The organism is Methylomonas sp. LL1 (assembly GCF_015711015.1).
Lineage (GTDB): Bacteria > Pseudomonadota > Gammaproteobacteria > Methylococcales > Methylomonadaceae > Methylomonas.
In genome coordinates this window covers 755,502-768,581 of sequence record NZ_CP064653.1, presented here as the reverse complement: position 1 = coordinate 768,581, position 13,080 = coordinate 755,502, and the positions used below count along the sequence as shown (strand labels likewise).

Genomic DNA, 13,080 nt, shown 5'->3' with positions numbered 1-13,080 from the left:
GATTTTGACTTTTAATCGGGTGTACACCAAGGTGGCACGGAAGGCGGTTTTGTTAAGCATGCGATTCAGCCAAGATCAAAACCACCTCCGCTAACCGATGATTAAGCTCGAGTTAAGCCAATCAAGATAAAAATTCCCTCAACTCAGCCACTCGCAATTTCCGCTGAATATATGGACAATTGCACGACTTGAGCTGTTTTTAAACACCTAAACAGGACTTATACAATGAAAAAAAAATTACTAGCAATGGGTATCGGCGTGGGCTTGCTGGCGGGCTGTACCACTAATCCCTATACCGGCCAATCCAGCATCAGCAATCTAGGCAAAGGCACCGGCATAGGCGCCGCGGTCGGCGCAGGCGCCGGTACATTGTTCGGCGGCAACGATCTGAAAAATGCCGGTTTGGGCGCGCTGGCCGGCGCCGCGGTCGGTGCCGGTATCGGTTATTACATGGATCAACAGGAACAGGAAATGCAGCAATCGTTGCAAGGCACCGGCATCCAAGTGCAACGTACCGCCGAAAACACCTTGACCCTGAACATGCCCAGTACCAGTAACGTAACCTTTGCCTTTGCCAAGTCGGACTTAAGTTTCGAAGCACAAAATGCGCTGAATTCGGTTGCCCAAGTGTTGAATAACTACCCTGATTCCACCATCATGGTCACGGGCCATACCGATGACGTGGGTTCCGATGCCGACAACCAAGTGTTATCCGAAGCCCGCGCCACCAGCGTTGCCAACTATTTAGCGCAACGCGGAGTCAATCCCATACGGATTTCCAAACAAGGCATGGGTGAAAGTCAGCCAAAGGCACCCAACACCAACGATACCAATCGTGCCATCAATCGCCGGGTAGAATTGTCTATCATTGCTAACCCCAACGCCGGCGCCAACCAACAACAACCTCAAGGTTATCAGCAGCCGCAAGGATACCAACAACCCCAAGGCTATCAACAGCCGCAGGGATACCAGCAACCCCAAGGCTATCAACAGCCACAAGGATACCAACAACCCCAAGGCTACCAGCAGCCTCAAGGATACCAACAACCTAACTATCAACAAGGTTACCCTCAACAGCAAGGCTATCCGCAGCAACAATATCCACAACAGCAACAACAATACCAGCAGCAGTATCCGCAACAACAACCGTATCAGCAACAAAACTACCCATATAATCGGTAGCCTTAACCAAGATTGGGCATAAGGACATGCCCAATCTCATGTTCGACATCAATCAGGCCTCTCCAGCCCTGACCTCGAATTCGATTTTCCAGCGTTTACCATCGCGATTGGATACGGCTTTCAATTCCAGGGTGCCGACCTCGGTCACGGCCGACGACAAATGCACCGGCACAATTTCTCCGGGACTTCTGCCTTCCTCCGGCAAAGTGATCTCGATTTCGTCCAACTCTTCCAACTCCTCGTCGCTCCAGCTTTCCAGACGCGAGCCAACCTGATCCTCGCGGCGGGTCTTGGAAGCAAAAAACCGAAACCGCACCGGTTCACCGATGATCAAACCAAACTCGTCATTGGGTAACTCCTGTTCGGTGCCCTCTTCCATCCCGAACGGCGCGATGCACAACGCCTCGATTTCCGGCGGCAATCCGGGCACGGCCGGCATGGCGCTTTCCACCCCCACGTAATAAGACGCGGCGGTACCACCCTTGATCCGCACTCCCTTGCCCTTACGCACAAAACCGTAATAAGCCGCACCGCGAGCCACCGCCAAATCAAGATCGGCACCTTGCAACAAGCGGGCGCCGGGCGCCTGTTCGGTTTGCAACCAGGTATTCAAAATCCCCATCAAACGCTCGGACAACGCTTCGGCCTTCAACACCCCGCCGTTGAACAATACGGCGGTCGGATGCAGGAAGCTGGCATGTTCGGCATTGGCTGCGTGGGCAAATTCGCTGGTGGCGTCTTTTTGCCTGGACAGAAAAGCCGCCAGATGCCGGGTAATCCCGGCATCCTGCGCATACGGCAAACCGGCCGATCTGAGACCGCTACGCGGTCTGGCCACCGGTTTTTCACTGACGGGCACTTGAGGCAAGAAGCCCTCGACCAACACCCGGTTCAATTCGTCGCGGGTCAATTCGGTACGCAAGGTACCGCCGATCAATGACGAACCCCGGCTGGCGACGACGATGGGCATACTGCCCAACTCGGCATGATTGAACAATTTTTCCTTGGCTTCGCGGCAAGCATGGGTCAGCGATTGCAACTGCCAGGATTCGAGCTTCTTACCGCTATCCTGTTCCATCTTGGCCTTGACCGTGTAAGCCAGCGCCAAATCCATGTTATCGCCGCCCAGCAGAATGTGGTCACCCACCGCCACCCTGGTCAATTGCAGATTACCGTCCTGTTCGGTCACCGCGATCAACGACAAGTCGGTGGTGCCACCGCCAATGTCGATCACCAAGATCACATCGCCGACTTGGACATGATTGCGCCAGTCGCCCTCGCTATTTTCGATCCAGCTATACAAAGCCGCCTGCGGCTCTTCCAACAGCACGGCCTGCCCCAAGCCCAGGGAGCGCGCCGCTTCCACGGTCAGTTCACGCGCGGCCGGGTCGAACGAGGCCGGTACGGTGATGGTTACATCCTGATGCTCCAGACTATGATCGGGAAACCGATGATTCCAGGCATCGCGTAAATGTTGCAAATAGGCCCTAGTGGCCGAGAAAGGCGAAATCCGCGCCACATCATCCGGCGCATCGGCCGGCAGAATGGCTTGCTTGCAATCGACGCCGGCATGGCACAGCCAGCTCTTGGCGCTGGCCACCAACCTGATCGGGGTCTTGCTGCCCATATTACGGGCAATCTCGCCGACCAGATGCTCCGGCTTGGCCGACCACGGCAACGCGGTAGCGCCTTCCGCGATCTCGGCCGCGTGCGGCAAATAGGTAAACGACGGCAATTGAGCCTGGTCTTCTATCGTTCCGGGTCCGGTCAGTTGCGGAATCGGTAGCACAGTCAACACCACTTGGTCATCGCCGGCCTCAAGATCGACATAGGACAATACACAGTGCGTGGTGCCCAAGTCGATACCGACCGAGTAGCGAACCTCGGTACTCATAATTCCACCTCGGCGGCGGCGATAATTTTGGCGTTATGGCCTTCGGTCAATTTGGGCAGGCGCAAATCGGTAACTTGCCAGCCTTTATGCACCAAGGTACCGGTAAACGGCGCTTCGCCGACGATGTTGCCGGTCAAACGATAGGACGCCGCATCGAAACCCTTGCTTAAGGTCACCCGACTGCCTTCCTGATCCTGACTGACCGGCGCCAGGGTGAAATGCTCATTGATGGCCTTGCCGCAACCTTGATGCACCACCCGTGCCGCCGCGCCGATGTCTGCATCGGAAAACACGCTGACATCTTCCTTGATGAAGTCGATGAAACGGGCCTCTTTTTGCAACAGGCTCAGTAATTGCAGGGCCGCGTCGGGCGTGGCTTCCTTCAAAATCACCGGCTCCGGCGCCGGGGCTTGCACGACTTTTTCAACCTCAACGATTTTCTCGACAATATTCACTTCCGGTTCCGGCCTTTGCACTGGCGCCAATTGGGGCGCGGGTTCCATGCGTTTGCAGCGGCGCATGCCCAGCACAACCGAGATTAAAACGACGATTAGCAGCAGTGCCAACACGGCCACCGTGCCGGCCAGACACACATGCCATAAATCGAATGTGGTCGGACGCAGGCTTAAATCAATGGTATAGGTATTCATGGGTTAGGTTTAAATTCGTTAAGGTTGGCCGGCTTTTTTAGCCGCTTCGACATACATCAGTTCCTGCAATAGATTGCGGGTGACTTGGATTCTGAGTTTTTTCAAATGCCGATCGGCAATCACGCCCGGCACCTCGGCATCGGTATAGACCTTGCGCATGTCCGCCAGCGTGGGTTCGCACAGTTTGATGATCGCATCGGTGGCATTCCGGCTTTCCAGTTTGGAAAATTCCGGTTTTTGCATGGTATCGACCACGCATTTTTTATAAGTGAATTGCGCTTGCTGAATTTTCTGAATGGTTTCTTCGGACAAAGTGGTTTCATTCCACTCATCCTTGGCTGCTTCTTCGGCGAAAGCCAGATTGGCGGCTAACAACAGCACAGCGATTAAAGAATATTTCATTGTATAACTCCATGGGTTGAAGATCGTTTATTCAGGATTTTACGCGATGCGGGCAATAAGGGACAACCAAGCAGGCTGAATAGCCGGGAAACAGCCAATTAGCTTCTCTATCGACGCTAACGGCGGCATGGATGACCGTTATAAAACAGATGAATCCGCTTACCGGGCCACGGCGAACGGCTACCCGGCTTGGGCCAATTCCTTGCTGATCACGGCCGGCAACTGCTTGGGCGATTTAATCCGCAATTGCTTATTGACGTTAAACCGGCCAAACACCACTTCGATATCGCCGGCCGCCACCCCGAACTCTTTCGCCAGGAAACGCACCATGTGATCGGTTGCCTTGCCGCCAACCGGCGCGGCGGTGACACTGACCTTCAGTTGATGGCCCTTCGGTTTGCCGATGGCATCCTGCTTGGCACTGGGCGTACCGAGAATATTCAGCACCAGGACTTCGCCCTCCCAGCCGCAGAACGAATCCATTGCCGTGCCTTTACTCGTCTCTTTGCCGGCGCCCTTGGTTTTCGATTTTTTTACTTTTGCCATACGAAATGGAAACTTAACCTATTGATAATCAATTCGACACCTGATGTTAACGTACCGCCCAACATGGAGGTTCGACCAATGGACCCACCGGCTATCCTCCAAGGCCCGAAAAGTAATCCGGATAACGAGGCTTTTTGCTCGTTGTGGCCTACAAAACTGTCTCGCCATGCCAGCGGGACGCTGGGGGCCGGAAATCCTGCATTAAACGTGGCACATGTATTGCTGATTCTGGATCGGAGCTCGCAAACCATGGAAATTGCCGGTTTTGTCTGTCAGGTTCGATACATTATCAATACAGTGTGTTGGATCAACGACCGATAAATCAGTCACTGGCGAACCATTATCCGAGCCATCCACCCAAAACTAACTAAAGAGAGGTATCTATCATGGCCGAGTTTTACATCGAAACGAATGCCCAGCCCAACGGCGACCATATCGTCCACAACGCAAATTGCTCTCTATTGCCCGCCAAGGACGCAATACGTTATTTAGGCTCTATCGCAAGTTGCGCCAGCGCGGTGAAAAAAGCCGCCGAGTCCTTCAAGCAAGTCAACGGCTGCCCCCAATGCGCAACGACTTGCCATAGCGCCTAAACCGATTGGTTTGTCGCCCCCGTCGGATGGGATGGGGGGACTTACCTCGGGTATGCGCACCGACTAATCCATTCGACACCAGAGCGAATAACAACTTTGTATAAATCACTTCTCCGATGGGCTGCGTGGAAGGAGCTTTAGCCGCAGCTAAAGACCTACACCGGCGACATTCCATCAGCCAAAAAGCCACGTTATTACCGACCAAGCCTTAAACCGCGCGACCACGCTGGAGCATGACAGCCATCATCAACCAGGGATTCCCAGCCTCGCACCAAACAGAAAAGCCGGTAATACCGGCATTTAGGATTGCGAGAAACCATTCGACTAATCAGACGGTAGAATAAGCAATTTTGATAAAGCCCCTCCTCCAATGACGGCATTAAAATATCTGGCCGCTTATCCGGCAAGCATTACCGAGCAAATTGAACGGCTGATTGAGAGCGGAAAACTGGGGCAAATGCTGCTAACAAAATATCCGGCAAGCCATGACATTCGAACCGACAAAGCGCTTTATCTCTATGTCGTCGCCATCAAAAACCAATTTCTTCGCCAATCCGCTCCACTAAGCAAAGTCGTGTACGACGACAAAATCGATCTGCTTCATCAAGCCTTGGGCTTACATTCCTTCGTATCCAGAGTTCAGGGCGGCAACCTGAAAGCCAAAAACGAAATCCGCATCGGCGCGGTATTTAAAACCGCGCCGATTGAATTTTTACGCATGATTGCCGTGCATGAACTGGCGCATTTACGCGAAAAACAGCACAACAAGGCCTTCTACAAACTATGCGAGTACATGGAACCCGATTATCACCAACTGGAATTCGACATGCGGCTTTACCTAACCTACCTTGATCGCGTCGGTTCGCTTTATTAGTCCCTCGAACCGACGATCACAGAATGGCTGGTCGACAGTGAATTCAGGCCTGGAACAAGCCCGCCGGACGGTTAACAGGGTGATTTATTGTAACTACACTCGCTGGCGGCTCTGTTGGTCGCCGCTCACGGACCAGAGCTTCTCCAATTGATAAAACTCGCGTGCCTGGCCGGTCATCACGTGTAATACCACGTCACCCAAATCCAGCAACACCCAATCCGAACCGAGTTCGCCTTCCAACCCCAAGGGCTGCAGGCCGTTTTCCTTGATTTTTTCGACCACATAATCGCACAGGGATTTGGCGTGGCGAGTGGATGTGGCGGTGGCGACAATCATGTAATCGGTAATACTGGTTTTGCCGCGCACATCGAGAATTGTGACCTGATGAGCTTTACGCTCGTCGAGTTCGTTCTCGACCAGTTTTAACAGTTGTTCTGCTTGCATTCAATGTCCTGTGTTGAGGATAGATAAAGTTGATGTTGCCGGATATAAGCAATGACGCGATCCGGCAGTAAAAATTGCGGATCGCGGCCGGCCCTGATCAGGTTTCGGATCTGAGTGGCGGAAATATCCAGCCCGGTCACCGCTTGAAAAAATAGCCGCCCACCGAATTGTTGCCGTAGCTGGCGACGATCTTCGCATAACCGTTGGCATAAAAAAGCCGGCATATCCGGTAGGCCATAAGCCGGCCGAGTCATGACCACCAGATGCGCATAATCGAACAAGCGCTGCCATTGATGCCAACTCTCCAAGCCGGCAAAGGCATCGGCACCGATGAACAGTATCAGCCTGGTGTCAGGATTTTCGGCGCGGAGGGCTTGCAGCGTATCGACCATATAGGATGGCCCGGCCCTATCCAGCTCGCGCCGATCGACCTGTAACCCAGGCGAATCGGCAACGGCCAAATGCAACATGGCTAATCGCATTTCGCCATCCACGTCCGGTTGATCACGGTGCGGAGGCAAACGGCAAGGAATCAGACGCAGTTGATCCAATTCGAACAGTTCCTTGACTTCCAGCGCCGTGCGTAAATGGCCGTAATGCACCGGATTAAAGGTACCACCATAAATTCCGATCATTATTGCCGGATATGCCCGTCACCCAGCACGATGTATTTCAATGACGTTAGACCGTGCAATCCGACCGGACCACGGGCGTGCAATTTATCGGTACTGATACCGATTTCCGCGCCCAGGCCGTACTCGAAACCATCGGCGAAACGGGTCGATGCATTCACCATCACCGAACTGGAATCCACCTCGCGCAGGAATCGCCGCGCCAGCGTGTAGTCCTCGGTGACAATGGCTTCGGTATGCGCCGAGCTGTAGCTGTTGATATGATCGATCGCCTCGTCCATATCGGTAACAATCTTGATGGACAAAATAGGCGCCAAATATTCGCTATGCCAATCTTCCTCGGTCGCGCGCACGGCGTTCTTAACCAACGAACAGGTTTTCAAACAGCCACGCAATTCCACGCCTTTTTCGGCGTATTGTTCGGCCAATCTCGGCAACACCGTGGGAGCGATGGATTCCGCCACCAGTAATGTTTCCATTGCATTGCAAACCCCGTAGCGATGGGTTTTGGCATTCATCGCAATAGCCACCGCCTTGTCGAGGTCAGCCTTGCCGTCGATATAGACATGACAAATACCGTCCAGATGTTTGATCACCGGAATCGTTGCCTCGCTACTGATGCGCTCGATCAGGCTCTTGCCGCCACGCGGCACGATCACGTCAACATAGTCTTTCATCGTAATCAACTCGCCAACAGCCGTCCGGTCGGTAGTTTCCACCACCTGCACCGCCAGTTGCGGCAAACCTGCTTCGGCCAAACCCTTGGCAATACAAGCGGCAATCGCCCGGTTGGAATGAATCGATTCCGATCCGCCGCGCAGAATACAGGCATTACCGGCCTTCAAGCACAGTGCCGCCGCATCGACGGTAACGTTGGGCCGAGATTCGTAAATAATGCCAATCACGCCCAAAGGCACCCGCATCTGCCCGACTTGAATGCCGCTGGGCCGATAGCCGAGATTAGTGATTTCGCCAACCGGATCGGGCAAGGCCGCAACCTGTTTTAGGCCTTCGATCATCGCCTCGATCCGGGCCGGCGTCAGTTCCAAGCGGTCCAGCGATGCCGAATCCATGCCGTTGTCCTTGCCGGCCAGTAAATCCTTGCGATTTTCGATTGCCAAATCGGCGCTACCGGCGCCGATAGCCTCGGCGATTTTCAATAAAGCATTATTTTTCCGGCCGCTGTCGGCTTTGCTGATTTCCCGACCCGCCCGCCTGGCCTGCCGGCCCAACTGCTGCATGTATTGTTTAACGTCCACCTTTAACGACCCAATCAATTGGAAAAGCTAGGCATTATAACAAGCTAACCAAAATTGTATCGGCGTATCGGGCACCTTCCTCCAACCCCGGCGGACCGGCTATTCCCCCACGGGAAGGATTTTAACTTCGAATTCCCTTGATCCATGAGGCGATTCAATTCCAGATGGATTTGCCCTTAGCCAAAAATGAGCTACTGTTATCATTAATGGTTAGTTTTGATCTAGGGTTTGCCCATAGATTGCCATAGGAGAAGTGAAATGGAAGCAAGACGAGTAGTCGTTGATCCGATGACAAGGATCGAAGGGCATTTGCGTTTCGAGACGCGGATGGAAGACGGGATCGTGGTCGACAGCAAATGCTCGGGGGATATGTACCGTGGTATCGAAAAGGCCTTGATAGGCTACGATGCCCGTACCGCGCAACAGATTACCCAACGGGTTTGCGGCGTTTGTCCTTATGCGCACGCCGATGCCGCCGCGCGCGCGCTGGAGTCGGCCATGGGCCTGCAGATCAACGAAAACGGCCGCTTGCTGCGCAACCTGACCGTTGGCGCCTATCATCTGTACGATTATCTGCTTCATTTTTACGCGCTGTGCGCGCTGGACTTTATCGATGTTACCGCCATCACCAGCTACCAAGGGCGGGATGCCGGCATGTTGCAACTCAAAGACTGGATAGGGCAAGAGCTCAATAGCGGCAAGGTGTTTCCGGCATCCCCTTTTCTGCCGCGCTATCAAGCCGCCTACAGCGACGACCGCGAACTGAATCTGACGGTGATCCAAAACTATCTCGGTGCCTTACCGATGATGTCTACCTTGCATAAGATGGTCGCCATATTCGGCGCCAAGGCGCCACATCCGGTCGCCATCGAAGCCGGCGGCGTAACCACGATGCCGACCATAGAGCGTTTGGCGCGCTACCGGCAATGGCTGGGTCAAGCTGGCCAGTTCATCCGCAACAATTTCCAGAACGACGTATTGGGCGTCGCCAAGGCCTTCCCAGGCTATTTCAAGGAAGGACGCGGCTACGGCAATTTGCTCTCTTATCCCTGGCTGATTGATCGCAACGGCAAGGATCACAGCTTCACCGGCGGCGCCACCATCAATGGTCAATACGCGGCGCTGGATATTGGCAAAATCACCGAGGATCACACTTATGCCTACTACACGGCAAAACCCGATAAGACCATCAAACCTCTGCAATTGAATAATCTGCATCCGCTCGGCTACGAAGAATACCTGAGCGAAAAGAAAAAGGAAGGCGGCAAATACACCTGGACGCGGGCGCCGCGCTACGGCAACGAGATCATGGAAGTGGGCCCGGTTGCCCGTGTCGTCAACACCTATTTTGCCAAGAGCAATCCCGCGCTGACCCAGAGGGTCGACAAATACAACAATGCGCTGGGCTTGACTATACACGATTACAACTCGGTGATGGGGCGTCACTTGTCCCGCTTGGTCAGCGCGCTGGTGACCCTGGAAAAACTCGAGGAACAACTCGAACAAGTCGTCCCGGAAGAATCCGGCTTCATCGAGCGCTCCCTGCCACGCAACGCCAGCGGGGTCGGCCTCACCGAAGCCACGCGCGGCGCGCTGGCGCATTGGATAGAAACCGACGATAAAGGCCTGATCAAGAATTATGAAATGATCGTGCCCACCACCTGGAACATGTCGCCACGGGATGCCAGCGGCCGGCCAGGCGCGGTCGAAAAAATGCTGATCGGTACGCGCGTCGCCGATGCCGATAATCCCATGGAACTGGCCCGCATCATCCGCTCCACTGATCCCTGCATGGCTTGTTCCGTGCACTAATCCCCAGGAGGCCATCATGAATCGCCGCGAAGCTCTGAAAACCATCTGGCTGGCCATCGTTGCCGCCGGCGCCAGCAGTTTCCTGTCATTCGAAGACTTGTTGGCCGCCGATGCCAACCCGGACAAGCGCATCAACTTGGTCTGGTTGCACGCCAGTTCGTGCAGCGGATGCTCATGTAGCTTTCTGAACATCGAAGATGTCTCGGTACTCGACATTCTGACCAAGTTCGCCAACCTGATCTTTCACCCCGATTTGTCGCTGGCCACCGGCGATCAGGTTACCGAGATCCTCGACAAAGTCTCGGCTAGCGGCATGCCGTATCTGTTCGTGCTGGAGGGCGGTATTCCGACCGCGATGCCACACGCCTGCCTGATGGCCGATCAGCCGATTACCTATTGGGTGGAAAAACTCGGCAGCAAGGCGATAGCCTCCGTGGGGATAGGAACTTGCGCCGTGTTCGGCGGCGTCACCAACATGAAAGGCATGGAAACCGGCTCTATTCCGCTCGATGCCTTTTATGCGCGCAAGGGCATCACGCAAGCGGTCATCAACCTGCCCAACTGCCCGCTCAAGCCCGAGCACCTGGTTTACACCTTGCTGCATTATGCCTATAAAGGCAGTTTTCCGAGCACCGACAGCAAGGGGCGGCCACTCAAGTTTTTCGATCGCACCGTGCACGAACACTGCATCTTTTACGCCGACTTCCAGGAAAAGCACTATGCGCGCTACATCGGCGACGCGGGCTGTTTGCTTAAACTGGGCTGCCAGGGCCCTTTGACCCGCAACGACTGCCTAATCATCGGTCACAACGGCAATACCAATATCTGCATCCGCGCCGGCCACCCCTGTATTGGCTGTGCAAGCGAACACTTTCCGCGCCGGGTCATGTTTCATATTGCAAGCGACCCTCAGGGTGTCTCGGAGGACTCGTGAAACCGAGCCGGTTTTCGTTTTTTAGCAATATTCGCGTTTTAGTAAGGCGGCAACATGCATTCCGATAGGCGCATCGAGCGTTCTCAATCCATTCTGTTTCGGGCGATGCTTTTCTTGGGGCTTGGCATTGGCGCGGTATTACTGGTGGCGCTGACCCTGCTTTACCAATGGCAGAATTTTGAGCTGCAACATCAGGTGGAACAAAGCGGCGAAGGCATACTCGATACGCTGATAGAAAACAGCAAGGAATCCATCAACAAAGGCCAACGCAACTCCTTCCAGCAAGCACTCGACAACATCACCCAGAATTCGGAAGTCGAAAGCGCGGCACTGTATTCGCGTATTGGGATGATGATTTACAAGTCCGGCGTCGTCACCGTCGGCAAACCCTTTGTCCATGAAGGCGGCCAATTCATCAACCCTAATCTTGGCATCCACGACGCCACGGCCGGACGCTACGAACGGGAGGATTGGAATCTGCGCGACCTCCACGAAACGTCGGCCGCCAAGGCCCATATCAAAAGCAGGGAGGAAGCCGGCCAGCCTTGCAGCACTTGCCACTATCGACTCGACAAGGATATGGCTTTCGATGCCAACGGCCGCGCCACGATGGTTGACGGCACCGGCAATCCGCGTTTCATCCAAAAACTGGTGGCTAACGAAGACTGCGTTCATTGCCACGCCAACTGGAAAAACGGCGAAACGTCGGGCTACCTGGAAGTAGTGCTCAGTAACCGTTTCAGTGCCGAACAACGCCGGGATAATTTGCTGACCATCACCGCTTCGGTGCTCTCGGTTTTGATCCCGGTCGTCATCGTCATGATCATCGTCTTGCGCTTGATGGTATTTAGGCCTCTGGACCGTCTGATCGTCGGTTTCGACGATCTGACGCAGGGCCAAGGCAACCTGTTGGCCAAACTCGACGAGTCCGGCCACGACGAGATGAGCCTGATGTCGCGGCTATTCAACCAGTTCCTGGCCAAAATCCACACCATCGTCACCGAAGTCAAGGCACGCATGCTGGTCGTCGGCCAAGCTTCCAATCAAGTCTCTTCGCAGAGCCGTAGCATGCTGGAAAACAATCAGCGTATCGCCAAACGCATGCAGACCGCCGCCGGTAACGCCGTCGACCTGAAACATTCATCGGCGCAGGTGACGCATAACGTGCAAGACATTCATGGCGCGATGACCGAGGTCATGGGTGAGTTGAGCCGATCCAGCGCGGCCTCGGACAAAAACCAGGAATTAACCCTGCAAGTCGTCGACAAGATCAGCGTTGCCTCGCGGAATATGGGCGAGATCATCGAAAAATCCCACGCCGTCGCCGAACAGTTACGGCACATCGATCAAATCGCCGACCAGACCAATTTGCTGTCGCTGAATGCGACCATCGAAGCGGCGCGCGCCGGCGAGCACGGCCGCGGCTTTGCCGTGGTCGCCGAAGAGGTGCGCAACCTGGCCACCAACACTACCACCTTAACCCAATCGATCAATGACATACTGATCGGTTTCAACCAGGGCATAGCCAACGCCAACCAGACCATGAAGGACACCAATTCCCTGATGCGGGCGGTGGCCGATGCCTCGGGAGCCACGGCGCATCAACTCGATTCAGCGGAGGCTCGTATCGAAAGCGTCTTCCGGCAGATCGAGGAGGTCAAACGCTCCGCCATCGAGCAGGACAGTCTCGCCGACGGCATTGCTTTTAGTGTCGGCGATGCCGCCCAGGACGCGGAACAAGCGGCGAATATTTCCCGCGACCTCAACCTGCTTTCGGAGCGCTTGCTGTCGGCGGTGGAAGACGTCAGGCGCGAGACAGCGAAGTTCCGAACGGAATGATTGCCTCGTCGCTTCCGTC

The 13,080-nt window shown here is 54.6% G+C and carries 13 protein-coding genes; 6 read left to right on the top strand and 7 right to left on the bottom strand.

Annotation, left to right across the window (positions count from 1 at the left end; translation table 11 throughout):
- The first annotated feature begins 225 nt into the window (after positions 1-225).
- Positions 226-1,182 carry an OmpA family protein gene (locus IVG45_RS04130; RefSeq protein WP_196436624.1) on the top strand — a complete coding sequence of 319 codons (957 nt, stop codon included), beginning with the start codon at positions 226-228 and terminating at the stop codon, positions 1,180-1,182.
- A 52-nt stretch (positions 1,183-1,234) separates the two neighbouring features.
- Here the strand turns inward: IVG45_RS04130 and IVG45_RS04125 are convergent, their stop codons facing one another.
- The 4 genes from IVG45_RS04125 to IVG45_RS04110 form a co-directional block, all read right to left on the bottom strand.
- Positions 1,235-3,076 (bottom strand): Hsp70 family protein, encoded by a 1,842-nt coding sequence (locus IVG45_RS04125; RefSeq protein WP_196436623.1) that lies wholly within the window; start codon positions 3,074-3,076, stop codon positions 1,235-1,237.
- The gene (locus IVG45_RS04120; RefSeq protein WP_196436622.1) at positions 3,073-3,726 is read right to left on the bottom strand and encodes a DUF2760 domain-containing protein; all 654 of its coding nucleotides are present in this window, start codon (positions 3,724-3,726) and stop codon (positions 3,073-3,075) included. Before IVG45_RS04120 ends, IVG45_RS04125 begins: the two co-directional genes overlap by 4 nt.
- A gap of 18 nt (positions 3,727-3,744) precedes the next feature.
- Entirely contained in the window at positions 3,745-4,128 is a 384-nt protein-coding gene (locus IVG45_RS04115; RefSeq protein WP_196436621.1) for a hypothetical protein, read from the bottom strand.
- Between the two features lie 180 nt (positions 4,129-4,308).
- A complete protein-coding gene (locus IVG45_RS04110; protein ID WP_196436620.1) occupies positions 4,309-4,674 on the bottom strand; it encodes a DUF167 domain-containing protein in 366 nt (121 codons plus the stop codon).
- A gap of 386 nt (positions 4,675-5,060) precedes the next feature.
- On the opposite strand from IVG45_RS04110, the gene IVG45_RS04105 reads away from it, so the two are divergent.
- Positions 5,061-5,267, top strand: coding sequence for a hypothetical protein (locus IVG45_RS04105; RefSeq protein WP_196436619.1), 207 nt, complete (start codon positions 5,061-5,063; stop codon positions 5,265-5,267).
- A 370-nt stretch (positions 5,268-5,637) separates the two neighbouring features.
- The gene (locus IVG45_RS04100) at positions 5,638-6,141 is read left to right on the top strand and encodes a M48 metallopeptidase family protein (RefSeq protein WP_196436618.1); all 504 of its coding nucleotides are present in this window, start codon (positions 5,638-5,640) and stop codon (positions 6,139-6,141) included.
- 93 nt (positions 6,142-6,234) lie between these two features.
- Here the strand turns inward: IVG45_RS04100 and rsfS are convergent, their stop codons facing one another.
- From rsfS to IVG45_RS04085, 3 genes are read right to left on the bottom strand one after another with little or no spacing between them, the layout of a single operon-like run.
- Entirely contained in the window at positions 6,235-6,585 is a 351-nt protein-coding gene (gene rsfS, locus IVG45_RS04095; RefSeq protein WP_196436617.1) for a ribosome silencing factor, read from the bottom strand.
- Positions 6,564-7,220 carry a nicotinate-nucleotide adenylyltransferase gene (gene nadD / locus IVG45_RS04090; RefSeq protein WP_196436616.1) on the bottom strand — a complete coding sequence of 219 codons (657 nt, stop codon included), beginning with the start codon at positions 7,218-7,220 and terminating at the stop codon, positions 6,564-6,566. The genes rsfS and nadD overlap by 22 nt, the downstream gene beginning before the upstream one ends.
- Positions 7,220-8,458: a glutamate-5-semialdehyde dehydrogenase gene (locus tag IVG45_RS04085; protein WP_196437914.1), complete on the bottom strand. Its 1,239-nt coding sequence runs from the start codon at positions 8,456-8,458 to the stop codon at positions 7,220-7,222. Before IVG45_RS04085 ends, nadD begins: the two co-directional genes overlap by 1 nt.
- A 276-nt stretch (positions 8,459-8,734) precedes the next feature.
- Here IVG45_RS04085 and IVG45_RS04080 point away from each other — a divergent pair, with 276 nt between their 5' ends.
- From IVG45_RS04080 to IVG45_RS04070, 3 genes are read left to right on the top strand one after another with little or no spacing between them, the layout of a single operon-like run.
- The gene (locus IVG45_RS04080) at positions 8,735-10,288 is read left to right on the top strand and encodes a nickel-dependent hydrogenase large subunit (RefSeq protein WP_196436615.1); all 1,554 of its coding nucleotides are present in this window, start codon (positions 8,735-8,737) and stop codon (positions 10,286-10,288) included.
- A gap of 16 nt (positions 10,289-10,304) precedes the next feature.
- Positions 10,305-11,222: a hypothetical protein gene (locus IVG45_RS04075; protein WP_196436614.1), complete on the top strand. Its 918-nt coding sequence runs from the start codon at positions 10,305-10,307 to the stop codon at positions 11,220-11,222.
- 54 nt (positions 11,223-11,276) lie between these two features.
- Positions 11,277-13,061: a methyl-accepting chemotaxis protein gene (locus IVG45_RS04070; protein WP_196436613.1), complete on the top strand. Its 1,785-nt coding sequence runs from the start codon at positions 11,277-11,279 to the stop codon at positions 13,059-13,061.
- Positions 13,062-13,080 lie beyond the last annotated feature (19 nt).

Bases quoted from the DNA above. Each gene is read 5' to 3' on its own strand.
- rsfS (WP_196436617.1), bottom strand. From the start codon at position 6,585: ATGCAAGCAGAACAACTGTTAAAACTGGTCGAGAACGAACTCGACGAG.
- IVG45_RS04130 (WP_196436624.1), top strand. From the start codon at position 226: ATGAAAAAAAAATTACTAGCAATGGGTATCGGCGTGGGCTTGCTGGCG.
- IVG45_RS04100 (WP_196436618.1), top strand. From the start codon at position 5,638: ATGACGGCATTAAAATATCTGGCCGCTTATCCGGCAAGCATTACCGAG.
- nadD (WP_196436616.1), bottom strand. From the start codon at position 7,220: ATGATCGGAATTTATGGTGGTACCTTTAATCCGGTGCATTACGGCCAT.
- IVG45_RS04085 (WP_196437914.1), bottom strand. From the start codon at position 8,458: ATGCAGCAGTTGGGCCGGCAGGCCAGGCGGGCGGGTCGGGAAATCAGC.
- IVG45_RS04120 (WP_196436622.1), bottom strand. From the start codon at position 3,726: ATGAATACCTATACCATTGATTTAAGCCTGCGTCCGACCACATTCGAT.
- IVG45_RS04080 (WP_196436615.1), top strand. From the start codon at position 8,735: ATGGAAGCAAGACGAGTAGTCGTTGATCCGATGACAAGGATCGAAGGG.
- IVG45_RS04105 (WP_196436619.1), top strand. From the start codon at position 5,061: ATGGCCGAGTTTTACATCGAAACGAATGCCCAGCCCAACGGCGACCAT.
- IVG45_RS04125 (WP_196436623.1), bottom strand. From the start codon at position 3,076: ATGAGTACCGAGGTTCGCTACTCGGTCGGTATCGACTTGGGCACCACG.
- IVG45_RS04110 (WP_196436620.1), bottom strand. From the start codon at position 4,674: ATGGCAAAAGTAAAAAAATCGAAAACCAAGGGCGCCGGCAAAGAGACG.
- IVG45_RS04070 (WP_196436613.1), top strand. From the start codon at position 11,277: ATGCATTCCGATAGGCGCATCGAGCGTTCTCAATCCATTCTGTTTCGG.
- IVG45_RS04115 (WP_196436621.1), bottom strand. From the start codon at position 4,128: ATGAAATATTCTTTAATCGCTGTGCTGTTGTTAGCCGCCAATCTGGCT.
- IVG45_RS04075 (WP_196436614.1), top strand. From the start codon at position 10,305: ATGAATCGCCGCGAAGCTCTGAAAACCATCTGGCTGGCCATCGTTGCC.